General features: G+C 71.9%; 17 protein-coding genes and 1 pseudogene. 7 read left to right on the top strand and 11 right to left on the bottom strand.

The window, feature by feature from the left end; translation table 11 throughout:
* Positions 1 to 68: 68 nt before the first annotated feature.
* Positions 69 to 449 (top strand): annotated as a pseudogene (locus ACZ6RT_RS00565) (AlkA N-terminal domain-containing protein); the annotation flags it as partial.
* Positions 415 to 1059 (top strand): DNA-3-methyladenine glycosylase family protein, encoded by a 645-nt coding sequence (locus ACZ6RT_RS00560; protein ID WP_470151579.1) that lies wholly within the window; start codon positions 415 to 417, stop codon positions 1057 to 1059. The pseudogene ACZ6RT_RS00565 and the gene ACZ6RT_RS00560, both read left to right, overlap by 35 nt.
* Positions 1060 to 1280: 221 nt before the next feature.
* Here ACZ6RT_RS00560 and ACZ6RT_RS00555 read toward each other — a convergent pair whose 3' ends face one another.
* The 4 genes from ACZ6RT_RS00555 to ACZ6RT_RS00540 all read right to left on the bottom strand — a co-directional run bounded on the left by ACZ6RT_RS00555 (position 1281) and on the right by ACZ6RT_RS00540 (position 6082).
* A complete protein-coding gene (locus ACZ6RT_RS00555) occupies positions 1281 to 1541 on the bottom strand; it encodes a hypothetical protein (RefSeq protein WP_399187039.1) in 261 nt (86 codons plus the stop codon).
* A 314-nt stretch (positions 1542 to 1855) separates the two neighbouring features.
* Positions 1856 to 4720: a vitamin B12-dependent ribonucleotide reductase gene (locus ACZ6RT_RS00550; RefSeq protein WP_470151578.1), complete on the bottom strand. Its 2865-nt coding sequence runs from the start codon at positions 4718 to 4720 to the stop codon at positions 1856 to 1858.
* Between the two features lie 85 nt (positions 4721 to 4805).
* A complete protein-coding gene (gene nrdR, locus ACZ6RT_RS00545) occupies positions 4806 to 5267 on the bottom strand; it encodes a transcriptional regulator NrdR (protein ID WP_362811726.1) in 462 nt (153 codons plus the stop codon).
* A gap of 635 nt (positions 5268 to 5902) precedes the next feature.
* A complete protein-coding gene (locus ACZ6RT_RS00540) occupies positions 5903 to 6082 on the bottom strand; it encodes a hypothetical protein (RefSeq protein ID WP_470151575.1) in 180 nt (59 codons plus the stop codon).
* 1105 nt (positions 6083 to 7187) lie between these two features.
* Here ACZ6RT_RS00540 and lexA point away from each other — a divergent pair.
* Positions 7188 to 7898 carry a transcriptional repressor LexA gene (lexA, locus tag ACZ6RT_RS00535; protein WP_399187042.1) on the top strand — a complete coding sequence of 237 codons (711 nt, stop codon included), beginning with the start codon at positions 7188 to 7190 and terminating at the stop codon, positions 7896 to 7898.
* A 332-nt stretch (positions 7899 to 8230) separates the two neighbouring features.
* On the opposite strand, the gene leuS is transcribed toward lexA, so the two are convergent.
* Positions 8231 to 10699: a leucine--tRNA ligase gene (gene leuS / locus ACZ6RT_RS00530; RefSeq protein ID WP_470151864.1), complete on the bottom strand. Its 2469-nt coding sequence runs from the start codon at positions 10697 to 10699 to the stop codon at positions 8231 to 8233.
* A gap of 555 nt (positions 10700 to 11254) precedes the next feature.
* Between leuS and ACZ6RT_RS00525 the strand changes: the two genes are divergently transcribed.
* Positions 11255 to 14233, top strand: coding sequence for a hypothetical protein (locus ACZ6RT_RS00525; RefSeq protein ID WP_470151574.1), 2979 nt, complete (start codon positions 11255 to 11257; stop codon positions 14231 to 14233).
* Positions 14234 to 14386: 153 nt separating this feature from the next.
* On the opposite strand, the gene ACZ6RT_RS00520 is transcribed toward ACZ6RT_RS00525, so the two are convergent.
* Genes ACZ6RT_RS00520 through ACZ6RT_RS00510 form a run of 3 tightly spaced genes read right to left on the bottom strand, consistent with a single transcriptional unit; the run spans position 14387 to position 17830 of the window.
* Positions 14387 to 15619 (bottom strand): cytochrome P450, encoded by a 1233-nt coding sequence (locus ACZ6RT_RS00520; RefSeq protein WP_399187044.1) that lies wholly within the window; start codon positions 15617 to 15619, stop codon positions 14387 to 14389.
* A 52-nt stretch (positions 15620 to 15671) separates the two neighbouring features.
* Entirely contained in the window at positions 15672 to 16520 is an 849-nt protein-coding gene (locus ACZ6RT_RS00515; RefSeq protein ID WP_470151571.1) for an alpha/beta fold hydrolase, read from the bottom strand.
* A gap of 53 nt (positions 16521 to 16573) precedes the next feature.
* Entirely contained in the window at positions 16574 to 17830 is a 1257-nt protein-coding gene (locus ACZ6RT_RS00510; RefSeq protein WP_470151569.1) for a cytochrome P450, read from the bottom strand.
* Positions 17831 to 17936: 106 nt separating this feature from the next.
* Between ACZ6RT_RS00510 and ACZ6RT_RS00505 the strand changes: the two genes are divergently transcribed.
* Together ACZ6RT_RS00505 and ACZ6RT_RS00500 are read left to right on the top strand one after the other, a co-directional pair.
* Positions 17937 to 18356 carry a helix-turn-helix transcriptional regulator gene (locus ACZ6RT_RS00505; protein WP_399187048.1) on the top strand — a complete coding sequence of 140 codons (420 nt, stop codon included), beginning with the start codon at positions 17937 to 17939 and terminating at the stop codon, positions 18354 to 18356.
* 10 nt (positions 18357 to 18366) lie between these two features.
* Positions 18367 to 18783, top strand: coding sequence for a VOC family protein (locus ACZ6RT_RS00500; protein ID WP_399187049.1), 417 nt, complete (start codon positions 18367 to 18369; stop codon positions 18781 to 18783).
* Between the two features lie 158 nt (positions 18784 to 18941).
* On the opposite strand, the gene ACZ6RT_RS00495 is transcribed toward ACZ6RT_RS00500, so the two are convergent.
* Positions 18942 to 20687: a GMC family oxidoreductase gene (locus ACZ6RT_RS00495; RefSeq protein WP_470151567.1), complete on the bottom strand. Its 1746-nt coding sequence runs from the start codon at positions 20685 to 20687 to the stop codon at positions 18942 to 18944.
* A 163-nt stretch (positions 20688 to 20850) separates the two neighbouring features.
* Here ACZ6RT_RS00495 and ACZ6RT_RS00490 point away from each other — a divergent pair, with 163 nt between their 5' ends.
* Positions 20851 to 22383 carry a long-chain-fatty-acid--CoA ligase gene (locus ACZ6RT_RS00490; RefSeq protein ID WP_470151565.1) on the top strand — a complete coding sequence of 511 codons (1533 nt, stop codon included), beginning with the start codon at positions 20851 to 20853 and terminating at the stop codon, positions 22381 to 22383.
* Positions 22384 to 22603: 220 nt separating this feature from the next.
* On the opposite strand, the gene ACZ6RT_RS00485 is transcribed toward ACZ6RT_RS00490, so the two are convergent.
* Both ACZ6RT_RS00485 and ACZ6RT_RS00480 read right to left on the bottom strand, forming a co-directional pair.
* Entirely contained in the window at positions 22604 to 23863 is a 1260-nt protein-coding gene (locus tag ACZ6RT_RS00485; protein ID WP_470151563.1) for a class I SAM-dependent methyltransferase, read from the bottom strand.
* A gap of 14 nt (positions 23864 to 23877) precedes the next feature.
* Positions 23878 to 25227, bottom strand: coding sequence for an FAD-binding oxidoreductase (locus ACZ6RT_RS00480; RefSeq protein WP_399187172.1), 1350 nt, complete (start codon positions 25225 to 25227; stop codon positions 23878 to 23880).
* Positions 25228 to 25243 lie beyond the last annotated feature (16 nt).

Raw genomic sequence — 25243 nt, 5'->3', positions numbered from 1 at the left:
GGGGCGGGTCTTTCTGCGTTTCCAGGGGTGCGGCTCCGTCCCGGACGGGCACCGGCGATGCTGGTGGCATGCACGAAGAGACGGGACGGCGCACGCGGCACACCGGGTCCGCCGGGTCCACCGGGTCCACCGGGAATGCCGGGAGCACCGGGAACGCAGGCCCCGCCGAGGGCGCCGGTGTCCTGTCGCTGCGGCTGCCGTTCCGCGCGCCTCTCCGCGTGGACGGCCTGTTCGGGCACCTCGCCGCGACCGCCGTACCCGGCGTGGAGGAGTGGCGGGACGGCGCCTACCGCCGTACCCTGCGGCTCCCGTACGGCCACGGCGTCGTCGCGCTGCGGCCGATGACCGGGCACGTCGGCTGCGTGCTGAACCTCACCGATCTCCGCGACGGGCCCGTCGCGATCGCCCGGTGCCGTGACCTGCTCGACCTGGACGCCGACCCCGCCGTCGTGGACGGGCTCCTGGCCGAGGACCCGGCGCTGGCCCCCCCTGGTGGCCGGAGCCCCGGGCCGCCGGGTGCCCCGTACGGTCGACCCTGCGGAACTCGCGGTACGCGCGGTGCTCGGCCAGCAGGTCTCCACCGCCGCCGCCCGCACCCACGCCGCCCGGCTGGTCACCGCCCACGGCGTACCGATCGCGGACGAGGCCGGGGGCCTCACCCACCTGTTCCCCTCACCGCAGGAGCTGTCCTCGCTGGACCCCTCGGCGCTCGCCCTCCCCCGGGCGCGCCGCGCCACCCTCATCGGGCTGATCTCCGCGCTGGCCTCCGGTGGGATCGACCTCGGTGCCGACCGCGACCGGGTTCGCGCGCAGTTGTCCGCACTGCCGGGATTCGGGCCGTGGACCGTCGAGACCATCGCGATGCGCGCCCTGGGCGATCCGGACGCCTTCCTCCCCACCGACCTGGGGGTCCGCGCCGCCGCCCGCAGGGCGGGCCTTCCCGTCACCCCGGCCGCGCTCACCGGCCGCGCGTCCGCCTGGCGGCCCTGGCGTTCGTACGCCGTGCAGTATCTCTGGGGCAGCGGCGACCACGCCGTCAACCGGCTGCCCGCCCCCTGAGCCTCCGCACCGGCTCTCCCCGGGCCACCGCGCCGGCCTCTCCCGGGCCACCGCACCGGCCGCGGGTTCTCGTCGCCGTTCCCGCACGGCCCTTTCCCGTACTGTTCCTTCCTGTACGGGCCGGGGGGCGTCACCGGCGTGAACGACGGGCCGGCCGGGGTGGTCCCGGACGACCCGCCGTCGTCGCTCCGCCGGCGTCCCCTGCCGGAGACCGCGGACGTCTACTTCTTGTCGGAGTCCGACGGCGTCTGCGACAGCGCGCTGGCCGCGGCGGACTTCTCCTGCTTGGTCGAGTCGGAGTCGTTCAGCGTCTTGGCGGCGGCCGACGCCGCCTCGGAACCGGTCTCCCCCTGGCTCTGCGGAGCCTGCGACAGCGCGCTGGCCGCGGCGGACTTCTCCTCCTTGGTCGAGCCGGAGTCGTTCAGCGTCGCGGCGGCGGCCGACGCCGCCTTGGAACCGGTCTGTCCAGAGTTGCTTGACACGTTCTCACCTTTCCTCGAAGCGCGTTCGTACCGCGGAGGCGATGGTGTCACGCGGGCTCCCGCACCGCGCGTGACCTCACCGCCCGCGTCGCGGCGGGCATCCGGCCCCAGGGGCCGGGCGTCCGCCGTTGCGACGGCCTCGGGCCGACTACCCCGGCCGGGCGCCCGCAATCAAAAACCCGCAAGGCAAGGCACATCCGACATGTCCGGCGGCTCATCCTCGTCCCAGAGACGCCGAAAGGGGGCCGGACTCGACTCCGGCCCCCTTTCTCGTCATGGGGCGCTGTGCGGGCGCCGCTCCCCCCTGCCCGGGATCAGCTGCAGCCGCTGGTGGAACCGCAGCCCTCGCAGACGTAGCAGCTTCCGGCGGGACGCATCGTGGTGCCGCAGGTCATGCAGAGCGGCGCGTCGGCGGTGCGGCCCTCGTGGGACTCCAGCGAGCCGGTGCGGCGCGGGGCCTGCGCGGGCACCGCCTCCACGCGGGCCTGCGGCTCCTCGATCGGGGCCTGCGGCTCCTCGATCGGGGCCGACGTGGCGAGTTCGGCGATGACCTCCTCGGTGCGGATCGGCGCCGGATCCTCACCCCGCTGCTGGGCCGCCCGCTCGGAGGCGGAGAAGATGCCCAGGGCTGCGCGGTCGTCGTAGGGCAGGTGGTCCAGGGCCAGGCGGCGGAAGATGTAGTCCATCACCGAGGCCGCGATGCGCACGTCCGGGTCGTCGGTCATCCCGGCCGGGTCGAAGCGCATGTTGACGAACTTGCCCACGTACGTCTCCAGCGGCACCCCGTACTGCAGGCCGATGGAGATCGCCACCGAGAAGGCGTCCATGACACCGGCGAGGGTCGAGCCCTGCTTGGACATCTTCAGGAAGACCTCACCGAGGCCGTCGTCGGGGTAGGAGGAGGCGGTCATGTACCCCTTGGCGCCGCCCACGGTGAAGCGGGTGGTGGTGCTGGGGCGCTGGTTCGGCATCCGGCGGCGGGTCGGGCGGCTGATCTCCACGACCTTGATCTCCGGCTGGGCCGTGGCGGCCGCCTTCTCCTCGGCCTTGCGGTCCTCGGTCTTGCGTCCCGAGGCGGACAGCGGCTGGCCGACCTTGCAGTTGTCGCGGTAGACCGCCAGGGCCTTGAGGCCGAGCTTCCAGCCCTCCATGTAGACCTGCTCGATGTCCTCGACCGTCGCGGACTCGGGCAGGTTGACGGTCTTGGAGATGGCGCCGGACAGGAACGGCTGGGCCGCGGCCATCATCCGGACGTGGCCCATGGGGGCGATCGCGCGCTCGCCCATGGCGCAGTCGAACACCTCGTAGTGCTCGCGGCTCAGGCCGGGGGCGTCGACCACGTGGCCGTGCTCGGCGATGAACTCGACGATCGCCTCGACCTGCTCCTCGGGGTAGCCCAGCTGCCGGAGCGCGCGCGGGATCGTCTGGTTGACGATCTGCATGGAGCCGCCGCCGACGAGCTTCTTGAACTTGACCAGGGCCAGGTCGGGCTCGATGCCGGTGGTGTCGCAGTCCATCATCAGGCCGATGGTGCCGGTGGGGGCGAGCAGGGAGGCCTGCGCGTTGCGGTAGCCGTTCCGCTCACCGAGCCTGAGACACTCGGCCCACTGCCGGGAGGCCTCGCGGTGGATGGCGCCGTCCATCTCCTCGAAGGTGCGCAGCGCCTCGTTGGCCTCGTTGTGCTTGCGCATGACCCGCTTGTGCGCGTCGGCGTTGCGGGCGTAGCCGTTGTACGGGCCCACGACCGCGGCCAGCTCGGCGCTGCGGCGGTAGGAGGCGCCGGTCATCAGCGAGGTGATGGCCCCGGCCACGGCCCGGCCGCCGTCGGAGTCGTAGGCGTGGCCGGTGGCCATGAGGAGCGCGCCGAGGTTGGCGTAGCCGATGCCGAGCTGGCGGTAGGCCCGGGTGGTCTGGTCGATCTTCTCGGTCGGGAAGTCGGCGAAGGTGATGGAGACGTCCATCGCGGTGATGATCAGCTCGGTGACCTTCACGAAGTTCTCGATGTCGAAGGTGTCGTCGTCCTTCAGGAACTTCAGCAGGTTGATGCTGGCCAGGTTGCACGAGGAGTTGTCCAGGTGCAGGTACTCCGAGCAGGGGTTGCTGGCGGTGATGCGGCCCGTCTCGGGGCTGGTGTGCCAGTCGTTGATCGTGTCGTCGTACTGGACGCCGGGGTCGGCGCACTCCCAGGCCGCCTTGGCCATCTTGCGGAACAGGTCCCGGGCGTCGACGGTCTCGATGACCTCGCCGGTGAGGCGGGCGCGCAGGCCGAACTTCTCGCCCTTCTCCACGGCGCGCATGAACTCGTCGGAGACGCGCACGGAGTTGTTGGCGTTCTGGTACTGGACGGAGACGATGTCCTTGCCGCCGAGGTCCATGTCGAACCCGGCGTCGCGCAGGGCGCGGACCTTGTCCTCCTCGCGGGCCTTGGTCTCGACGAACTCCTCGATGTCGGGGTGGTCGACGTCGAGGACGACCATCTTGGCGGCCCGGCGGGTCGCGCCCCCGGACTTGATGGTGCCCGCGGAGGCGTCCGCGCCGCGCATGAAGGAGACCGGGCCGCTGGCGGTGCCGCCGCTGGAGAGCAGTTCCTTGGAGGAGCGGATCCGGGAGAGGTTGACGCCGGAGCCGGAACCCCCCTTGAAGATCACACCCTCTTCCTTGTACCAGTCGAGGATGGACTCCATCTGGTCGTCGACGGCCAGGATGAAGCAGGCGCTCACCTGCTGGGGCGAGGCGGTGCCGACGTTGAACCAGACCGGCGAGTTGAAGCTGAAGACCTGGTTGACCAGGGCGTGCTTGAGCTCGTGGTCGAAGATCTCGGCGTCCTCGTCGGTGGCGAAGTAGCCGTGCTCGACCGCCGTCCTGGTGTAGACGCCCACCACCCGGTCGACGAGCTGCTTGAGGCTCCACTCGCGCTGCGGGGTGCCGACCGCGCCGCGGAAGTACTTGGTGGTCACGATGTTGGCCGCGTTGACCGACCAGGACCGGGGGAACTCCACGTCACGCTGCTCGAAGTTGACCGAGCCGTCGCGCCAGTTGGTCATGACGACGTCGCGGCGCTCCCAGGCCAGCTCGTCGTAGGGATGCACGCCCGGGGTGGTGAAGATCCGCTTCATCTTCAGACCCTTGCGCGGACGCTTGCCCCCGCGTGACACTGTGCCGCTGACGGTCTCCGTCATGACTTTCCCCCTCCTGGGACTCCGCAGAGCCCGCGAATCGGACCACACCAACGCGCCGTCTCACCCCCGGCGCCCGGGGCCTGTCTCACTTCTGTTCGGCGGAGCGCTCCGCCCGGAGCTGCTCGATCTCGGCCTCGAAGTCCGCCAGGGTCTCGAACCCCCGGTAAACGGAGGCGAAGCGCAGGTACGCCACCTCGTCCAGCTCGCGGAGCGGGCCCAGGATGGCCAGCCCGACCTCGTGGGCCGCGATCTCGGCGCATCCGGTGGCCCGGATGCTCTCCTCGACCCGCTGGCCCAGCTGCGCCAGGGCGTCCTCGCCGACGGACCGTCCCTGACACGCCCGCCGGACCCCGGCGATCACCTTGTCCCTGAAGAACGGTTCGGTCACGCCGCTGCGCTTGCTCACCATGAGCAGGACGGTCTCCTGCGTGGTGAACCTCCGCCCGCACTCCGGACAGGTGCGCCGGCGGCGGATCGCGCCGCCGTCCTCGGTGGACCGGCTGTCGATGACCCGGGTGTCAGGATGACGACAGAACGGACAGTGCACGTGTGCCGCCTTCCTGACCTGCCGAAGCGGCCCACCCACCTCATCCGCCCCACGACACGCGCGCGGATACGCTCGCGCACGCCTCTCGATCAGTCGAGAGGCGGTAATGGAACCACAATCTATGGTGAAGTGTTGAGGTGCAGCCACTAGATGTTGTGGTTCCAACCGTAGAAGTGCGCGACCATGAACGCAAGTTGAAAGGACCTTGCGGCGCGAAGTCGCTGATCAGCCGTTATTCCCCGGCGTGTCGCCGGTCCGCCCGATGTGCTCGCGCCCCCCGGGTCACCCGCTTCACCCACGCCCCGCCCGCACGCCACCGCTCCGCCCACGCCTCTGTCGTGCCTCACCCGTTCCGCCCACCGCGTCCCGCCCCCGGGCCGGCCGCCTCCCCCGCGCCCTGCCCGCACGTCAACCGCTTCGCCCACCGTCCCGCCCGCTTCACCCGTGCCCCGCTCGCGTCCCGGGCGCGGGTCCCGGGCGCGGGTCCCGGGCGCGCGGTGAGATCGCGCGCCCGGAGACGCCCCCCTTACGGCAGCAGGCTCCGGAGAAGGTCGAGTCCGGTGCCGGACCGGAACGCCGGGCCGCGGGGCCCGCCGGGGTCTGTGATGCGGCCGACCAACGGGACGGCCCTTCCGCTACGCCGGCGCCTCCACGACCCTCCACGGCGTGTCGCCCTTCCAGGGCGTGTCGCCGACGTGCGCCGTGACCGGGGACGGGCCCCGCCCTCCGGCCGGCTCGCCCGCCGAGATCGTGTCGATGCGCCCGCCGATCCAGAGCACTCCCAGGGTGAACAGCACCAGCGTCACCGCCGCCACGATCCTCCCACGCCGGGTGAGCCGGAGAGGCCGCCTGACCGCCTCGGGCCGGGACGCGACCGGCCGGAGAGCACCGGCCCCGGAGGCGCCGGAGCGGGACGTGCCGGAGCGGGGCACACCTGACCGGGGCGCGCTGGAGCGGGACGTACCGGAGCGCTTTCCAGGGCGAGAGCGGCCGGGGCGGGACGGGACGACCTCGGGCGCGGCCGGCCCACCGGAGCGGGCGACGCCCGAGCGGGAGGCACCGGGCCCGGGAACACCGGTCCGTGAGGCATCGTTCCGCGAGGCATCGGCCCGGGAGGTGCCGGTCCGAGCGGAGGAGCCGGACCGGGTGGCGCCGGACCTGGCGGCTCCGCGCCGGGTCTCGGCGCGCCCACCCCGGCCACGTCCGGACTCGCCGGAGCGGGCGGCCCCACGGCCGGATCCGGGCGGTGCGGGCCGGGAGCCGGAAAGGGGGGCCCCGGAGCGGAACAGCGCGGGAACCGCCTCCGCGGCACCACCGGAATCACCCGGTCCCCCCGGACCCGCCGGACCGGCCGGCGCTCCCCCGCGCCGCGCCGTCCGCGCACGATCGGGCCCTCCGGCCGCTCCGGAGCCACGCGCTCCGGGGCCACGCCCGGACCCGCGCGCCGGGTCGGCCTCCCGCCCCGGCCCCGGCTCCCAGGCCGGGCCCGTCCGTCTGGCCGGGCCCGCCTCTCGCCCCGGGCCCGCCTGTCGTGCCGGATCCGCCTCTCGCCCCGGACCCTGCTCCCGCACCGGCCCCGGCTCCGGTCTCGGCGGCGGCACGAGCCGCAGACGCGGTGCGCCAGAGGCCCCAGAGGCCCCTGAGGACCGGTATGCCGCCCGGGATCGGGACGCGGACGTGGATCGCGGTGTCGTCGTGGTCGGTTTCATGGTGGCCCCCATCCCCTCGACCTGGCCGAACACATGTCGAAGAAAGATCGGCGAATCGAACACGATGTCGATCGAACTCCCGTACGATGTTGTACACCACGGCGTGGCCGATATCGAGGACATTCGAACAATTGTTTGAATATGATCTTGGGCCGAGATATGGTCGCTGTGTGCGACGTGTTCAATACAGATCGGGAGGCGAGGAGTTCGTATGAGCCAGCACGACCAGAACGGTTCGGCCGTCAGCGACCTGGCGGTGCGAAGGCGTGACTCCCTTGGCCTCACCCCCAGGCAGCGGAAGATCCTTGAGGTGATCCGGGACTCGGTGCAGCAGCGCGGCTACCCGCCGTCCATGCGCGAGATCGGTGAGGCCGTGCAGCTCACCAGCACCTCCAGCGTGTCGCACCAGTTGACGGCATTGCAGCGCAAGGGCTACCTGCGCCGTGACCCGCACCGGCCCCGCGCCCTCGAGGTGCGCCTTCCCGGCGAGCCGGTGCTCTGGGTGGATCCCGACTCCGACCAGGACGAGGCACCGGTCAGCCGGCCGACCGCCGCCTACGTGCCGCTGGTCGGGCGCATCGCCGCCGGTGGCCCGATCCTCGCCGAGGAGAGCATCGAGGACGTCTTCGCGCTGCCCAAGCAGCTCGTCGGCGAGGGCACGCTCTTCCTCCTCCAGGTGACCGGTGACTCGATGATCGAGGCGGCCATCGCCAACGGCGACTGGGTGGTCGTGCGCCAGCAGCCCGTGGCCGACAACGGCGACGTGGTCGCGGCGATGATCGACGGTGAGGCCACCGTGAAGACCTTCAAGCGCAGGGACGGCCATGTCTGGCTGGTCCCGCACAACCCCAACTACGACCCGATCCCCGGTGACGAGGCCACCGTCCTGGGCAAGGTCGTGGCGGTCCTCCGCAAGCTCTGAGGCACACGAGCTCCGGGGCACACGGCTCTAGGGCATCGGGACACGACGCGTCGCACGAAGCGGTACACGCCGATGGGCGGCACCCCTCGAAGGGGGTGCCGCCCATCGGCGTTCTCAACGGTTCTCACCGGCCCCTCGGACTCCCGGGTCCGGTCAGGGTTCGGGTCCTTGAGCCAGGGTCAGGGTTCGAGTCCTTGAGCCAAGGTCAGGGTCCCCGAGTCAGGGTCAGAACCAGGGCCGGAGGGCCGGGGCCCTGGGTTCCCGGCCCCTCCCCGCCCCGGTTCCCCGGTCACGGCCGGTCCGGACGCCCCGCGAGAGGCCGGGGTCACCGCTCAGGGGACGATGTTGACCAGCTTGGGCGCGCGGACGATGACCTTGCGCGGCTCGCCGGACAGGAAGGCCCGGACCTTCTCCGACCCCAGGGCCAGCGCCTCCAGGTCGATCTCGGAGATCTCCGGTGAGACCTCCAGCCTGTCGCGCACCTTGCCCGCGACCTGGACGACACAGGTGACGGACTCCTGGACCAGCAGCGCCGGGTCCGCCACCGGCCAGCCCGCCAGGGCGACCGAACCGGTGTGGCCCAGCCGCTCCCAGCCCTCCTCGGCCGCGTACGGCGCGACCAGCGACAGCATGACCGCCAGTGCCTCCGCGGCCTCCCTGACCGCGGGGTCTGCGGCGCCGGGCCCGGAGTCGATGGCCTTGCGCGCCGCGCTGGTCAGCTCCATCATCCGGGCCACCGCGACGTTGAAGCGGTAGGACTCGACCAGCTTCGTGACCTCGTCCACGGTGTGGTGGACGATCCTGCGCAGGCTCACGTCTCCGGCGGTGACGTCGACGCCGGGGGCCGAGGCCGCGCCCGCCTCGGCCATGACGCGGAACGCGCGGGCCAGGAACTTCTGCGACGCCGCCGCGGAGACGTCGGCCCAGTCGATGTCGTCCTCGGGCGGTCCGGCGAACAGCACGGTCAGCCGTACCGCGTCGACGCCGTGGGCGTCGATCTGCTGGCCCAGGTCGACGCCGTTGCCCAGGGACTTGGACATCGCCTTGCCCTGGTTGATGACCTGCCCCTGGTTCAGCAGGCGGGTGAACGGCTCGGCGAAGTCGACCATGCCCATGTCGTGCAGGACCTTGGTGAAGAACCTGGCGTACAGCAGGTGCAGCACGGCGTGCTCGACGCCGCCGATGTACTGGTCGATCGGGCCCCACCTGCGGACGCCCTCGATGTCGAACGGGCCGTCCTCGTAGGCCGGGTCGACGTAGCGCAGGAAGTACCACGAGGAGTCGACGAAGGTGTCCATCGTGTCGGTGTCGCGCCGTGCCGAGCCACCGCACTTCGGGCAGGAGACGTTGACCCAGTCCTCGGCCGAGGCCAGCGGGGAGACGCCCTTGGGCGCCAGGGCCTCACCGCGCAGGTCGGGCAGGGTGACCGGCAGCTGGTCGTCGGGGACGGGGACCTCGCCGCAGTCGCCGCAGTGGATGATCGGGATCGGGCAGCCCCAGAAACGCTGGCGGGACAGCAGCCAGTCGCGCAGCCGGAAGTTGACCGTCGCGCGGCCGGTGTCGCGCTCGCTCAGCACCTCGATGATCTTCCGGATCGCGTCGGCCTTGGCCAGGCCGTCCAGCGGGCCGGAGTTGACCATCGTCCCGTCGCCGGAGGTGGCGACACCGGTCTCGCCGGGGTCGGCCAGGCCGGTGTGCACGACCACCCGTACCGGCAGGTCGAAGGCGCGGGCGAAGTCCAGGTCACGCTGGTCGTGGGCGGGAACGGCCATGATGGCGCCGTGGCCGTAGTCGGAGAGCACGTAGTCGGCCGCCCAGACCGGCATGCGCTCGCCGCTGACCGGGTTGATCGCGTACCGGCCCAGGAAGACGCCGGTCTTCTCCTTCTCGGTGGACAACCGGTCGATGTCCGACAGCTTCGACACCTCGGTCCGGTACGCCTCGAAGGCCTCGCGCCGGTCGTCGGCGACGATCTCCTCGGCCAGCGCCGCGTCCGGGGCGACCACGAAGAAGGTCGCGCCGTACAGCGTGTCGGGGCGGGTGGTGTAGACGGTGACCGGCTCGTCCCGGCCCTCGATCACGAAGTCGACGTCGGCGCCCTCGGAACGGCCGATCCAGTTGCGCTGCATGGTCAGCACGCGCTCGGGCCACTTGCCCTCCAGCTGCGCCATGTCGTCCAGCAGCCGGTCGGCATAGTCAGTGATCTTGAAATACCACTGGGTCAGCTCGCGGCGGATGACCTCGGCCCCGCAGCGCTCGCACCTGCCGTCCTTGACCTGCTCGTTGGCCAGCACGGTCTGGTCGTTGGGGCACCAGTTGACCAGGCCGCCCTTGCGGTAGGCCAGGCCGCGCTCGAAGAAGCGGGTGAACAGCCACTGCGTCCATTTGTAGTACGTCTCGTCGCTGGTGTGCAGGCGGCGCGACCAGTCGAAGGAGATCGCGTAGCGCCTGTAGGAGCCGGCCTGGGTCTCGATGTTGGCGTAGGTCCACTCCGCCGGGTGCGCGTTGTTCTTGATCGCGGCGTTCTCGGCGGGCAGCCCGAAGGAGTCCCACCCGACGGGGTGCAGCACGTTGTAACCACGCTGGAACCAGTAGCGGGAGATGACGTCACCGATGGCGAACACCTCGGCGTGCCCCATGTGCAGGTCGCCCGAGGGGTAGGAGAACATGTCGAGCATGTAGCGGCGCTCACGCGGGTCGGCGGGGTCGTCGGAGGCCCGGAAGGGGTCCAGCTCCTCCCACCGCCGCTGCCACTTGACCTGCAACGCCTGCGGGTCATAGTGCTGGTCGTCGCTCTGCATGTCGGCTCGCTCGTTCACGTCAATCTTCCCTTGGGGTGTGTCCGCGTGGATGGCCTGACCCGTCCGGCCCAATACAAAAACCCTCCGCTCACGCGGAGGGCAGCCGCATCGGCAGGGCGCTCAGAGACGGGAGAGCCGATGCGGCCCGATAAGCAGGGTCGCGGCACGCATAAGGCAAGACTATCGCAGCCCGCAAGGGATATTCGTGGCCCGTACAAAGCGGGCCCGATCACGGCGAACGGCGGACGGCGATCCATGTTCACCGGCAGAATAGGGGTTTCCGCCCTATGACGGGCCGTACGGAACCCGACGGCCATGCGCCGGTTGTGACCTCGTATGTCTCTCGCGTTTACTCTTTCAACCGTGGCATATTCAGTAGAGCCGGGGGGCCCGGACCCGTTGGAGGTCGGCCTGCCCATGCAGGATCCGCCGACCGATCCCACCGGGCTCCAGTTCAGGGGGGCGTTCTCCGGTTTCCCTGCGAGCCCCCCCGTCTCACGTGAGACCATGCCCAATACGCCTAATTCGGGCACCCGCGCGGGAGGTAAGGAAAGCATGGCCTCGGAGCAGTCCAGCCAGTCCCACCTGCCTCCGGCATGGCCGGAAGCCGCCGAGCCTGCGCCCTCGTGGGCGCAGGACTCCCTCGGCACCGGGCCCAGGCTGCCTCGCCCGCAGGACGGCCCGCGGGGCGGCGACGGCTCATGGCAGACCTCTCCCGGGGGCGGTGCCCCGGACGTACCCGGCGGCCGGCCGGGCCCGCAGGACGGTGGATGGACGGGGTCCGCCGCGCAGGACGAGGGGCGGCGGGCGGCCGGCTCGCCCCGCGACAGCTGGGCGGACGCCTTCAGCCCGCAGAGCGACCGCCGGGCACAGGCCCCCGACGCTCAGGGCGGCTGGGGGACCCCCGATTCCCCGGGCGGCCGTCCGCAGGACGCGGCGGGAACGCACGGCCGGGGCCACGACTCCGGCCCGCAGCCGCACCAGACCTCCCCGGGCAACGGCCCGTCCCACGGCGGCCCCTCCCACGGTGACCCGTCACAGGGATCGGGCTCCTGGACACCGGACCCGCTCGGGCTGGGCTCCCCGACCCCGGGGACGCGGCCGGAGGGCCAGGACCGTCACCCGTCCTCGCCGGGCACCGCGTGGCCGCCCTCCGCGCCCACGCAGGACGGCATCCCCGCCTACGGCGCGACCGACCCGCGGGGCCAGACCTACCCCGGTCACTCCGCCGCCGGCACTCCGGCCTCTCCGGCCTCCCAGGGCGGCAACGCCTGGGCGCAGGCCACCACTCCCCACGGCGACGGCTGGGCGAACACCTCCGGTCCGCGGCACGACGACCGGGAACAGGCGTCCGGCCCGTGGGACGGCCGGGCACAGGCCCCCGACGCTCAGGGCGGCTGGGGGACCCCCGATTCCCCGGGCGGCCGTCCGCAGGACGCGGCGGGTCCGTACGGCGGCCGGGGTCACGACGGCCCGCAGTCGCACCAGACCTCCCCGGGCAACGGCCGGCCGCAGCCGGCCCCCTACGACAGCGGCCCGTCCCACGGCGGTCCCTACGACGGCCCCTCCCAGAGCGGCCCCTCCCACCGTGACCCGTCGCAGGGATCGGGCTCCTGGACACCGGACCCGCTCGGATCCGCCCCCCAGGCATCGGACCCGCTCGGGGTGGGGCTCCCCGGAGCCGGGCCGCGGACGAGCGGCGAGGACCGTCATCCGTCCTCGCCGGGCACCGCATGGCCACCCGCCTCCCACACCGACCCACGGGGCCAGACCTTCCCCGGCCCTTCCTCTCCGGGCTCTCCGGGTGACAACGCCTGGGCGCAGGCCACCGCCCCCCACGGCGAGGGCTGGGCGAACGCCCTCGGCCCGCGGCACGACGGCCCGTCCCGCGGCCCCGGCGCCCAGTACGGCACCGGCCCGCAGCAGGCCGGCCCGCACGGTGCTCCCCAGCACGGCGCTCCCCAGCACAGCGGTCCGCAGAACGGCGGCTGGGCGCAGACGCCGGATGCCGGCAGGGACGCGGGTCGGCAGGCGCCCGGTACCACGGGTGAGCCGTGGCAGACCGGCGCGTCCTCACGTGACGCCTCCGCCGGGGCCGGGCCCCGGCCGGCCGACAACACCGCCTGGCCGCCCGCGCCTCCGGTCGAGGGCGCCTCCTGGCCACCGGTCCCGCCGGTGAGCGGGGACGCCTGGCCGTCCGCCTCCTCCCGGGAGGCCTCCGACGCGGCCGATGCGCAGACCTCCACGTTCTCGGTGTCCTGGACCGATCCCCCGGCCGGTGCCACGCCCTCCCCGGCGCACGGTGCCGCCCCGCAGGGAACGGCCCATCAGGGAACCGCCCAGCAGGGGGCCCCGCAGCACGGCGGCGACCAGCAGGGTGCCGCGCAGCACGGTGCCGCTCCCGTCGCCGGTGCGAACCGCCCGCGGTCCGAGAACGGTGCCGGTCCGGGTACGGCCGCCGGGCCCGCGCGGCGCAGCTACGGCGTGCCGGACAACCCGGCCATGTGGGCCCAGGCCGCCGCGGCCGCGGCCGCCGCCCCGTCCTCCCCCGGCGAGACGGCCCCCGCCGCCCACCCGGGCAACGGACCCCACCAGCAGGGCCAACCGGGACAACCCGGCCGGCCGGTGCACCCGGGCCAGGCCGGGCAGCCCGGGCACCACCTCGGTCGCGACCCCTCCGACCCGAACAGGCCGTTCGTCACCGCCGGCCAGATCAGCGGTCCCAAGACGCCTCCGCCGGAGCGCCAGCAGCAGCTGTGGAACACCGTCTTCGGCGAGAACTACCAGGCGATCGAGGACGAGGAGAACGACGGGGGCCAGGGCAGGCCGATCTGGGTCTTCGCGCTGGCCGGTTCCGTGGCCATCGCCCTGATCGGCGCGGTGCTCTGGGCCTTTCTCGCCGGGCCGCTCTCCTCGGCCGAGGAGACCACCGCCGAGCCCAAGCCCTCGGCGTCCGCCTCGAAGAAGGCCAAGCCCGCCGCCGTCGGACGCCTGCCGCGCTTCACGGGCACGGCCTCGCCGGTCGAGGGCAGGCTCACCGACCAGCCCGCGGGCATCACCCTGGCCAGGCTCGGCGCTCCGTGGCGCCAGGACCAGCGGCCGAGCGTGCCGACCGCCTACGGCTTCACGACCCGCCAGTACCTCCCCGCGGGCACGGACTCCGCAGGCAAGACGCAGTTCGCGCAGATCATGTCGGGCCCGCTGTCGCAGCGCCTGAAGAGCAGGTACACCTCGGCGGACAATCTCGCACCAGTGATCAACGCGGTGGCGTCCACCGGTCGCAAGCGGTTCTTCCCCGAGGGCAACACCGCCCGCAAGACCGCCCAGCAGACTCTCACGGTGAACGGCATGCGCGGGCAGCTGTCGGCGTACGAGATCACCTCGGGTGACGCGAAGACGACGATGGTCGTGGCGGCGGTGAACACCGGCGCGGACCTGCCCGCGATCGTCTACATGTCGGTGCCGGACAGCAAGAAGGAACTGCTCCCCGACATCAACACCGTCTTCAAGTCGATCCGCGCCGCCGGGCAGTGATCCCGGCGATCCCGGCGATCCCGGCGATCCCGGGGATCCCGGGGATCCCGGGGATCCAGACGATCCAGGTGACCCGCCACCCGTGAGGATCCGAGTCCAGAAGGCCCGCGGGTGGGCCCGGCGCGCGGGTTCGGGCGGGCCGGGCCCCGGGGGTCAGAAGGCGCACTCCATGTGCTTGATGCCGTTGATGAAGCTGGAGCGGAGCCGGTCGGGCTCGCCGACCGAGCGGATCCCGGGCAGGCGGGTGAACAGCTCCCGGAACATCACGGTGATCTCCCGCCGGGCCAGGTGCGCGCCCAGGCAGAAGTGCGGGCCGGGCCCGCCGAAGCCGACGTGCGGGCCCTCGGTACGGCGGATGTCGAAGCGGTAGGGGTCGGTGAAGACGCTCTCGTCGCGGTTGGCGGCCCAGTAGTAGAGCACCACCTTGTCGCCCTCGCGGTAGAGGTGGCCGTTCATCTCGTGGTCGCGGGTGAGGCTCCGGCGCATCCAGGCCACCGGCGAGGCGAGCCGGACGATCTCCTCGACTGCGCCGGGCAGGCGCCCGTCGAGGTCCTCCAGCAGCAGAGCCCGCTGGTCGGGGTTCTCGGTGAACAGGTGCAGGCCGTGCGAGATGGCGTTGCGGGTGGTCTCGTTGCCCGCCACCACCAGCAGGATGAAGAACGACCCGAGCTCCTGCAGCGTGAGCTTCTCGCCGTCGATGTTGGCGCTGGTCAGGGCGGTGGTGAGGTTGTCGCCGCCCTCCGCGGCCAGCGCCATGACCAGTTCGCGGAGCCGCTCGCCGGCGCCCAGGAGGAGCTCGGCGGCGCGGCTGACGTCGGCGATGAACTCCGGGTCACCGCCCGACAGGATGATGCTCGTGGCGTCGAAGACGGCCTGGTAGTGCTCGGGGCCGATGCCCATCATGTCGCAGATGATCTTCAGCGGGAGCTTGGCGGCCACCTCGGTCACGAAGTCGCAGCCGGGACCGGTGGCGATCAGCTCGTCCACGGTCCGCGCGGCGGTGGCCTCGACGTCGGCCTCGAACTGCTTGATCATCTTCGGGGTGAACGCCCGCGAGACGATCCGGCGGAGCCGGGCGTGCCGGGGATCGTCCATGTTGATCATCGAGCCGAAGTACTCGCTGAAGTCCGGGCCGAGGTCCTGGATGGACGTCGCCCCCCGGCCCGAGGAGAAGACGTCGGCGCGGCGGCTGGCCTCGACGATGTCGGCGTGCCGCACCAGCGCGTAGTAGCCGGGGCCGGGCGGGGCGAAGGGGATCTCGGGTTCGGCGAACATGATCGGGCCCGGCTGGGCGCGGAGCACCGCGAAGGCGGCCTCCCGATCGGCCATCGGACGTTCCCAGAAGGAGATGTCCGACAGGTCGATGTCCGCGAGTGAAACCGTCACGCCAGCCTCCACTAGAACCACATTCTGTTCAATGGATCCTGCCACAGGATCCTCAGCTCAGCCAGTCCAGGACGAGGTCGTTGACCGCCCGGGGCCGTTCCAGGTGCAGGAAGTGTCCCGCCCCGGACACGTGTTCCACCCGGGAGCCGGGCGGGAGGAAGTCCGCGGCCCGGGCCGTCAGACCGGCGTCCAGGCAGCCGTCGCGTTCCCCGTGCAGGTAGAGGATCGGCACCCGCCCTCCGGTCGCGGCCTGCTCGGCGGCGTAGCGGCCGGTGGGCGGCACGGTGCCGAGCATCGCCCGGTAGTAGCCGATCGCGGCGGCGAGGTTCGCCGGGTCGCCCAGGCTGCGCCGTACCAGGGCGACGTCCTCGGTCGCGTCGTAGCCGGGTGACCAGTCGCGCCACAGCCCCTCGATGAAGCCGGGACGGGACGCGGCGGCCTCGGCCGCCCAGGTCTGGAAGAGGAAGATGTAGAAGGACCGCTTGAGCTGCTCGTAGTCGAGGAAGGACTCGGCCATCGACGCCATCGGGGGCACCGCCATCGCGACCGCCCTGCGCCAGCGTCCGGGGGCGAGGGCGGTGGCGCCGTAGACGGGGAAGGCGCCCCAGTCGTGGCCGATGAGCACGGCGTCGCCGTCACCGCCGAGCGCCTCGTGCAGCGCGCAGGCGTCGGCGACCAGCGCACCGCCCTCGTAGGCGCCGTCGGCGGGGATCGAGGTGGGAGCGTAGCCGCGCATGAACGGCGCGACGGCCCGGTGGCCGCGTCCGGCGAGCTCGGGCAGCAGGTGCCGCCAGGTGTGGGCGGTGTCGGGGAAGCCGTGCAGGCAGAGCGCGAGCGGCCCCTCCCCCGCCGTCAGGCAGGTGAACTCGACGCCGTTGGCGGTGACGGTGATGATCTCCATGCAACGCAACCTAGCATCCGCTTGGTAAGCGGCCGTGCCCGCCCGGGCCGAGGTCAGGTGGCGTACGGCAGGTGCTTGACGCCGTTGATGAAGTTGGAGAGCAGCGGGTCGGGCTCGCCCGTCGAGCGGATCCCGGGCAGGCGGGTGAACAGCTCCCGGAACATCACGGTGATCTCCCGCCGGGCCAGGTGCGCGCCCAGGCAGTAGTGGGGACCGGGGCCGCCGAACCCCAGGTGCGGGTTGGGGCGGCGGGTGACGTCGAAGACGTCGGGGTCGGTGAAGACGGCCTCGTCGCGGTTGGCGGAGTTGTAGAAGAGCAGGACCTTGTCGCCCCTGCGGTAGTGCTGCCCGCCCATCTCGTGGTCGCGGGTGAGGGTACGGCGGAACTGGATGACCGGGGTGGAGTGGCGGACGATCTCCTCGACCGCGCCGGGGATGTGCCCCTCGAAGTCGGCGGCGAGCAGCTCGCGCTGGCCGGGGTTCCGGGTGAACAGGTGCAGGCCGTGCGCGATGGCGTTGCGGGTGGTCTCGCTCCCGGCGACCACGAGCAGGATGAAGAACGAGCCGAGTTCCTGGGGGGTGAGGTGCTCGTCGCCGTTCACCAGCATGCCGACCAGGTCGTCGCGGGAGGTGCCCCGGCGCTCGCGGCCGAGCCTGATCGCCAGCCGGCTCAGCCCGCGCCCGGCGGCCAGCAGGGTGACCAGGCCCCGGGCCACGTTCCAGCGGTTCAGGGTGGGCTGGATCCCGGTGTACTCGGCGTCGGCGTTGCCGAGGATGACGTTGGTGGCGCGCAGCACGCGGGGGTGCAGCTCCGGCGGGACGCCCATCATGTCGCAGATGACCTGGACCGGCAGCCGGGCGGCGATCTGGGTGACGAAGTCGCCCGGCCCCTCGGCGATCGCCTCGTCCACGATCCGGGTCGCCGCCCGCTGGAGGTCCTCCTCCATCTTCGCCAGCACCCGGGGGGTGAAGGCCCGGGAGACGATGCGCCGGAGCCTGGCGTGCCGGGGGTCGTCCATGTTGATCATCGAGCCGAAGTAGACGGCCAGCCAGCGGGGCATGTCGACGATGCTGTTGGCGGTCGGCTCGCTGCTGAACACCGCGGCGTTCCTGCTCGCCTCCGAGACGTCGGCGTGCCGCACCAGCGCGTAGTAGCCGGGTCCGTGCCCGACGAAGGGGATCGTGTTCTCCCGGGTGAAGATCGGGCGGTCGAGCGCGCGGAGCCGCCGGAAGACCTCGACGCGCTCCCGCTGGGGCAGCGCCCAGAACGCGATCTCCGACAGGTCGAGGTCCGCCGCGTTCACGGTCATCGCCCCAGATTCCGGCAGGTGCCCGCTCACGTCAAGGGCGGACCCTCCGGGTCACGTCACCGCCTGCCGGACGAACCCGGCACCGGGGCTGTGGGATGGTGGTGACGTGACGTTGGAAGACCTCGTCCGGCTGCGCCGGGCCCGTGACCTGGTGGATCGCGACTACGCGAAGCCGCTCGACGTGCCCGCGCTGGCGCGTGCCGCCCTGATGTCCCCGGGCCATTTCTCACGCAGTTTCCGCGCCGCCTTCGGGGAGACGCCGTACAGCTACCTGATGACGCGCCGGATCGAGCGGGCCAAGGCGCTGCTGCGGCGGGGGGACCTGACGGTGACGGACGTGTGCTTCGCGGTCGGCTGTACCTCGCTGGGGTCGTTCAGCTCGCGGTTCACCGAGCTGGTCGGTGAGAGCCCGAGCGCGTACCGGGCCCGCCGCCACGACGAGGGGGCGGCCATCCCGGCCTGCGTCGCCAAGATCCACACGCGACCGGTCAGGAACGGAGAAGCCAAACCCGTCCCGCGCCCGTAGCGTGAGGAACATGGCAATCAAACTCTCGCAGTGCTTCATCGCCGTCGACGACCACGACAAGGCGCTCCCCTTCTACCGTGACGTTCTCGGCCTGGAGGTGCGCAACGACGTCGGGTTCGAGGGGATGCGCTGGGTGACCGTGGGCGCGCCGTCGCAGCCCGACGTGGACATCGTCCTCGAACCGCCCATCGCCAACCCCAACGCCTCGGCCGCCGACAAGGCGGCCATGGCGGAGCTGCTGGCCAAGGGTCAGCTGCGCGGTGTCATCTTCCACACCGACGACTGCGACGCCACCTTCGAGCGCATCAGCGCAGCGGGCGGCGAGGTGCTGCAGGAGCCGATCGACCAGCCGTACGGCGTTCGCGACTGCGCCTTCCGCGACCCTTCGGGCAACATGCTGCGCTTCAGCCAGCCCAGCGGGCGGTGAGCCCCGGTCCCGCGAGCTCCGCGAGCCCCGCGAGCCCCGTGAGCTCCGCGAGCCCCGTGAGACCTGCGAGACCCGTGGGCCCCGTGAGTTCCGCGGTTCGCGACGGCCACCGGTGACGGTGGCCGTCTCCGCGCCGGTCCGGACGGCGGCGTCACGGTCTACGGCCGGGGTACGCGGCCGGCCGGGGCGGCGACGAGGTCGGCCGCCCTCTCGGCGATCATGACGGTGGGCGCGTGGGTGTGTCCCCGGTTGATGACGGGCATGACCGACGCGTCCACCACCCTCAGGCCCGCGATCCCCCGGACCCGCAGGGCGGGGTCCACCACCGAGCCGGGGTCCTCGCCCATCCGGCAGGTGCCGACCGGGTGGTAGAGGGTCTCGCTGCGCTCGCGGACCCAGCGGGTCAGCTCCTCCTCGGTCCGCGCACCCCAGTAGGGGGCCATCGGCGGCCCGGCCAGCGGCCGGAGCGCCTCGGTGGCGAACAGCTCCCGGGCCTTGACCAGCCCGGCCACCAGCCGCCGTACGTCCGCCTCGGCCGTGAGGTAGCGGGGGTCGATCACGACGTCGCGGCCGTCCAGCCGGACACGGCCGCGGCTCTCGGGCCGGAGCAGGATCGAGGCGATGGTCAGGCCGTGGCCGGGCGGCGGGGTGAGGCCGTGGTCGATGAACGGCCCCGGAGCGAAGATCAGCTCGATGTCGGGGGCGGGCTCCTCGGGCGAGGTACGGATGAACGCCACGGCCTCGCCGACGTTGGAGGTGAGCATGCCGCGACCGGTGGCCAGGAAGCGGAGCAGGTTGCCGGCCGACTCGGCACCGGCCAGCGTGATCGGCCGGGGGCAGTGCAGGAAGACGCCCGAGGCGAGGTGGTCCTGAAGGCCGGCGCCGACCTCGGGAAGCTCGTGGACCGGCTCGACGCCCGCGGCCCGCAGCTCGTCGGCGGGGCCGACGCCGGAGAGCATGAGCAGGTGCGGGGAGCCGATCGCCCCGGCCGAGAGCAGCACCTCCCGGCGCGCCCGCAGCACCGCGACGGCACCGCCGTCCGCACCGCCGCCCCCGGTGGCACCGGTACCACCGGCTGCACCGGAGCCGTCACGCGCACCGCGCCCGCGGCGTCCGCCACGGCGTCCCGGACCGCCCGTGTACTCCACCCCGACGGCGCGGCCGTCCTCGATGAGGATCCGGCGCACGTGCGAGGAGGTCAGCACGGTGAGGTTGGGCCGCCCTCTCGCGGGAGCGAGGTAGGCGTCGGCCGAGCTGCACCGGCGGCCCCGGTGCTGGGTGACCGGCGTCGGCGAGCACCCCTCGTTGGAGGGACCGTTGAGCTCGTCCAGGCGGGCGATGCCCAGCTCCTCGCAGGCCCGCAGGAAGAGCGCGGTGGCGGGGTTCGGGGAGCGCAGCTCCGAGACGTGGACCGGGCCGCCGGTGCCGTACACGCCGCCGTGGTTGGAGCCCGAGCGTCGCTCGGCCCTGCGGAAGTACGGCAGGACCTCCTCGTAGGACCAGCCGGGCACGCCCCAGCCGTCGTAGTCGGCGCGGTGCCCGCGGACCCACATCTGGGCGTTCATCGAGGAGGAGCCGCCGAGCATCCGGCCGCGCGGCCAGTACAGCTCCCGGCCGGACAGCCCGTCCTGCCGGGTCGTGGTGAAGTTCCAGTCGTGCTCGGTCTTGAACAGCCGGGCGAACCCGGCGGGCATCCGCACCGCGAGCATCCGGTCGGACCCGCCCGCCTCGACCAGGGCGACCGTCGTGCCCGGATCCTCGGACAGGCGCGCGGCCAGCACGCACCCGGCCGATCCCGCCCCCACGACGACGTAGTCGTACTCCCCGCCGCCCCCGCCGCCGTGCCTGCCGCCGTGCCTGCCGCCGTGCCTGCCGCCGTGCCCGGCGCCGTCGTTCACGCTCACTGACCCCTCCTCGCCAGACGGTCAGCTCGCCTCCCCGTAAGCGGGCTCTTACCTGCTTACTCCCTCCCGGTTTGCCCGTCAATTTGTGACCGTGATTACCTACCGGTCAGTATCTCGGGCTGCGAGGATGAGCGGGTCAGAGCCCGCCGGAGGAGGACGCACGATGCTCAACCTGTCGATCGCGCTGGAGGACAGCGCCCGGGAGACCCCGGACCGCACCGCACTGGTCTTCGGCGACCTGAGGCTGCCGTACTCCCTGGTCAACACGGTCGCGAACCAGGTTGCCAACCTGCTGGTCTCCCGGGGCATCGGACGCGGCGACAAGGTCGCGCTGGCCTGCCCCAACCTGCCGTACTTCCCGTTCGTCTACTACGGCATCCTCAAGACCGGCGCCACGGTCGTGCCGCTCAACGTGCTGCTGCAGACCAGGGAGATCGCCTACCACCTGGAGGACTCCCAGGCCAAGGCGCTGTTCTGCTTCGAGGGGACCCCCGAGCTGCCGCTGGGCGAGCGCGGGCGGGCGGGCTTCGAGGCGTCCTCGGCCGAGCACTTCTTCGTGCTGCCCGCCACCGCCTTCGCCACCGAGTCCGAGCACGGGGAGACGATCTGGGCGGCGCTGGACGGCGTGCCGGGCGAGTTCGAGACCGTGGCGACCGCGCCCGACGACACCGCGGTGATCCTCTACACCAGCGGCACCACCGGCCAGCCCAAGGGCGCCGAGCTGAGCCACCAGAACATGCTCCTCAACGCCATCGTCTCGGACGAGATGTTCCCCCGCACCGAGGACGGCGACGTCTACCTCGCGGTGCTGCCGCTCTTCCACTCCTTCGGGCAGACCGTCGTCATGAACGCCGGATTCCGCCGCAGGGGCACCATCGTGCTGATGCCGCGCTTCGAGCCGGGTCCGGCCCTGGAGCTGATGCGCACCGAGAAGGTCACGCTGTTCGCGGGCGTGCCGACCATGTACTGGGCCATGCTGACGAAGATCCACGCGGACGGCGACGAGGTGCCCACCTCGCTCAGGGTCGCGGTGGCCGGCGGCTCGTCCTCCCCGGTCGAGGTGCTGCGGGACTTCGAGAAGACCTTCGGGGTCGGCATCTACGAGGGGTACGGCCTGTCGGAGACCTCCCCGGTGGCCAGCTTCAACCAGGTGGGCAGGCCCAGCAAGCCCGGTACGGTCGGCACGCCGATCTGGGGCGTGGAGATGAGGCTGATCGACGCCGACTGGAAGACGATCGAGGGCGAGGGCCCCGGTGAGATCGCGATCCGCGGCCACAACATCATGAAGGGCTACTACAACCGGCCCGAGGCGACCGCCGAGGTCATGAGGGACGGCTGGTTCCGCACCGGCGACATCGCCACCCGCGACGCCGACGGCTACTACTCCATCATCGACCGCGCCAAGGACATGATCATCCGCGGTGGCTTCAACGTCTACCCGCGCGAGCTCGAGGAGGTGCTGATCACCCACCCGGAGGTCTCGCTCGCGGCGGTGGTCGGCGTCTCCCACGACTCGCACGGCGAGGAGGTCAAGGCGTACGTCATCCGCACCCCCGGCGCGACGGTCACCGAGGAGGAGCTGATCGCCTGGGCGAGGGAGAACATGGCGGCGTACAAGTACCCGCGGATCGTCGAGTTCCGGGACGCGCTGCCGATGACCGCGACGGGCAAGATCCTCAAGCGCGAGCTGCGCTGACCCCGAGGGCCGCGACGCCCGCCCGGCGGCGCGGTGTTCCGGGCGCGCGGGCGGTGCTCTCGCGAGGGGCGTTCCCGGGGAGGGACCTCCCGGGAACGCCCCTCGTGCGTGCGGCGCGTCAGGACCGGTCCCGTCCCAGGGCCGGTCGCGCGTCAGGGCCGGTCCCGTCTCAGGACCGGTCGCGCGTCAGGACCGGGCGCGTCTCAGGGTCGGGCGCGTCTCAGGGCCAGTCGCGCGAAGGGCGGAGCGGGACGTGCGCCGCGCCCTGGGCGTCCAGCTTCACCGCGAGGACCTGGTGGAGCTGGACCTTGTTGCGCTCGAAACCGACCACGCAGGCCGCCATGTAGAGCCGCCAGACCCGCGCCGTGGCCTCGCCGACCTCCCTGACCGCCTCGTCCCAGTGCTCGTCGAGGTTGGCGCACCAGTACCGCAGGGTCTGCGCGTAGTGCTCGCGCAGGTTCTCCTCGTGACGGATCTCGAAGCCGGTGTCCTCGATCTGGCGGGCCAGGTAGCCGACCGACTCCAGCTCCCCGTCGGGGAAGACGTAGCGGTTGATGAAGCCGCTCGCGTTGAAGGTCCTCTCCGTGCCCGTCGGCCGGGTGATGCAGTGGTTGAGCAGCCGCCCGCCGGGGACGAGCCTGTCGTACAGGAAGCGGAAGTAGAAGGGCAGCTGGTCCTTGCCGATGTGCTCGGTCAGGCCGATCGAGCTGACCGCGTCGAAGCCCGTCTCGGTCACGTCGCGGTAGTCCATGTGACGGACCTCGGCCAGCTCGCCGAGCCCGGCCTCGGCGATGGCCTTCTGGGCCCACTCGGCCTGCTGGCGCGACAGGGTCACGCCCAGCGCCTTCACCCCGTACTCGCGGGCGGCGTGGATGACCATGCCGCCCCAGCCGCAGCCGACGTCCAGCAGCCTCATGCCGGGCTTGAGCGCGAGCTTGCGGGCGACGAGCTCGAACTTGGTGAACTGCGCCTCCTCCAGCGTGGCGTCCTGCTCGGGGAAGACCGCGCAGGTGTAGGCCATGGACGGGCCGAGCACCCACGAGTAGAACCTGTTGGAGACGTCGTAGTGGTGGTGGATCGCCTCGGCGTCGCGGCGCTTGGCGTGCCTGCTGCCCATCCGCGCCAGCATGCTGCTGCGCACCTCCTGCGGGGGAGGCGGCATCCGCGTGAGCAGCGGGCGCACGCCCAGGGCCCGGATGGCGGCGAGTTTCTCCCTGGCCGGGAGGTCGTTGACGGTGAGCGCCCACATCCGCGACAGCAGCGTGTACATGTCGCCGTGGACGTCGAGGTGACCGGAGACGTAGGCCCTGGCCAGGCCCAGTTCGCCGGGCGCCTGCGCCAGGTAGGCGACGGCCGCCGGGGTCTTCACCTCGACGGTGATGTCGGCCCCGTCGGGCCCGGCCTTGCTTCCGTCGTAGGCGATGAAGCGTACGTCCGCCTCCGGGCCCATGACCTTTTCGAAGATCTCTGCGAGCAACACAGAATCAACCTCTCCTAACGCCCCCGAACACACTTGTCGTAGAGATCGAGCAACCGGCCACCCCCGTCGTATGCCCGCTTGACCGGCCAGTAGGCGGTTCCGTTATAAAACCGCCAGAACTCATCTTCTGGATAGAACGAGGTGGAGTACAGCGATTTATGCCCCTCCAGCTCGTGGACCCGGTTCTCGATGAGACGGTTGTGGTAGCCGTCGAACTGCCCCCGGGGCAGCGGGACCGTTCCCCAGAAGCCGAAATTGACGTACAGCCGCCCGGTCTCCAGCGGGTAGAGCGGCCACTCGCCGGTGGAGCGCAGCGGGCACATCCACACCGGCGTCATGCCGACCTTGTCGTGGAAGAACTCCAGGAACTCGGCGCCGCGCTCGACGGGCACCTCGATGTCCTGGATGACCGACTCCTGCAGGGGCAGGCCGCGCCAGCGGTCCACCCGGGCGACCACGCCGTACTTGCGGTCGAGGCCGACGAGCCTGCGGTAGACGTCCGAGCGCATCCACTTGCGCGGCATCAGGGAGCGCACCAGCGCGTTCTGCACGCCGAAGGCGCGCGAGCACCAGAACCAATCGGTGTCCCAGCGCCACAGATAGTCGCGGACGGTCAGCCAGTCGCGGGTCCTGGTCTGGATCGACCGGTAGTAGATGCGCATCCCGGTGTAGTCGGACAGGTAGGGGGCCCGCTCGGCGAAGCGCCCCACGGTCACGTACAGCTCGCCGGGGCCGAAGAACGTGCCGTCCACGAAGTCGACGCGCTCGCCCTCGTACTCGCCGCTCTCGCAGATGTCGCGCATCGCGAGCATGCACTTGTCGGCGTCGCCGAACGGGATGTGGGTCAGCCTGACGTAGGGCTGGACGGGCTTGAGCCTGATCCGGATGCGGAGCGCGTAGCCGAGCGTGCCGTAGGAGTTGGGGAAGGCCCGGAACAGGTCGCGGTGCTCGTTGTCGTCGCGGGCCACCACGATCCGGCCGTCGCCGGTGAGGATCTCCATCTCCTCCACGGACTCGTGCGGCAGCCCGTCCCTGAAGCTGGTGGACTCGATGCCGAGCCCGGTCACCGCCCCGCCCAGCGTGATCGTCTTCAGCTGCGGCACCACGTACGGCATGAGCCCGTGGGCGAGCGTGGCGTCCACCAGGTCCTCGTAGGTGGTCATCCCCTGGACCTCGGCGGTCATCGTCCCGGGATCGACCTCGATGACCTGGTCCAGATCCCTGGCCGACAGCTTCGCCGCCCGGGCGCCGTCCCTGAAGCGGAACAGGTTCGTGGTGGCCTTGGCCAGGCGCGGCACCGCGTCGTCCGGAAGGGCGGCGTAGGACTCCCTGATCTGCTCCACCGCTTGCCGGTGCGCCGACATCGCCGTCATCCGTCGC

The organism is Streptosporangium sp. NPDC050148, assembly GCF_055586505.1.
This window is presented reverse-complemented; position numbering and strand designations above follow the sequence as displayed.

What these genes read in the sequence shown, in the direction of transcription:
- ACZ6RT_RS00480 (WP_399187172.1), bottom strand. Translation starts at nt 25,227, where the DNA reads ATGTCGGCGCACCGGCAAGCGGTGGAGCAGATCAGGGAGTCCTACGCC.
- ACZ6RT_RS00490 (WP_470151565.1), top strand. Translation starts at nt 20,851, where the DNA reads ATGCTCAACCTGTCGATCGCGCTGGAGGACAGCGCCCGGGAGACCCCG.
- ACZ6RT_RS00500 (WP_399187049.1), top strand. Translation starts at nt 18,367, where the DNA reads ATGGCAATCAAACTCTCGCAGTGCTTCATCGCCGTCGACGACCACGAC.
- lexA (WP_399187042.1), top strand. Translation starts at nt 7,188, where the DNA reads ATGAGCCAGCACGACCAGAACGGTTCGGCCGTCAGCGACCTGGCGGTG.
- leuS (WP_470151864.1), bottom strand. Translation starts at nt 10,699, where the DNA reads ATGCAGAGCGACGACCAGCACTATGACCCGCAGGCGTTGCAGGTCAAG.
- ACZ6RT_RS00510 (WP_470151569.1), bottom strand. Translation starts at nt 17,830, where the DNA reads ATGACCGTGAACGCGGCGGACCTCGACCTGTCGGAGATCGCGTTCTGG.
- ACZ6RT_RS00550 (WP_470151578.1), bottom strand. Translation starts at nt 4,720, where the DNA reads ATGACGGAGACCGTCAGCGGCACAGTGTCACGCGGGGGCAAGCGTCCG.
- ACZ6RT_RS00515 (WP_470151571.1), bottom strand. Translation starts at nt 16,520, where the DNA reads ATGGAGATCATCACCGTCACCGCCAACGGCGTCGAGTTCACCTGCCTG.
- ACZ6RT_RS00525 (WP_470151574.1), top strand. Translation starts at nt 11,255, where the DNA reads ATGGCCTCGGAGCAGTCCAGCCAGTCCCACCTGCCTCCGGCATGGCCG.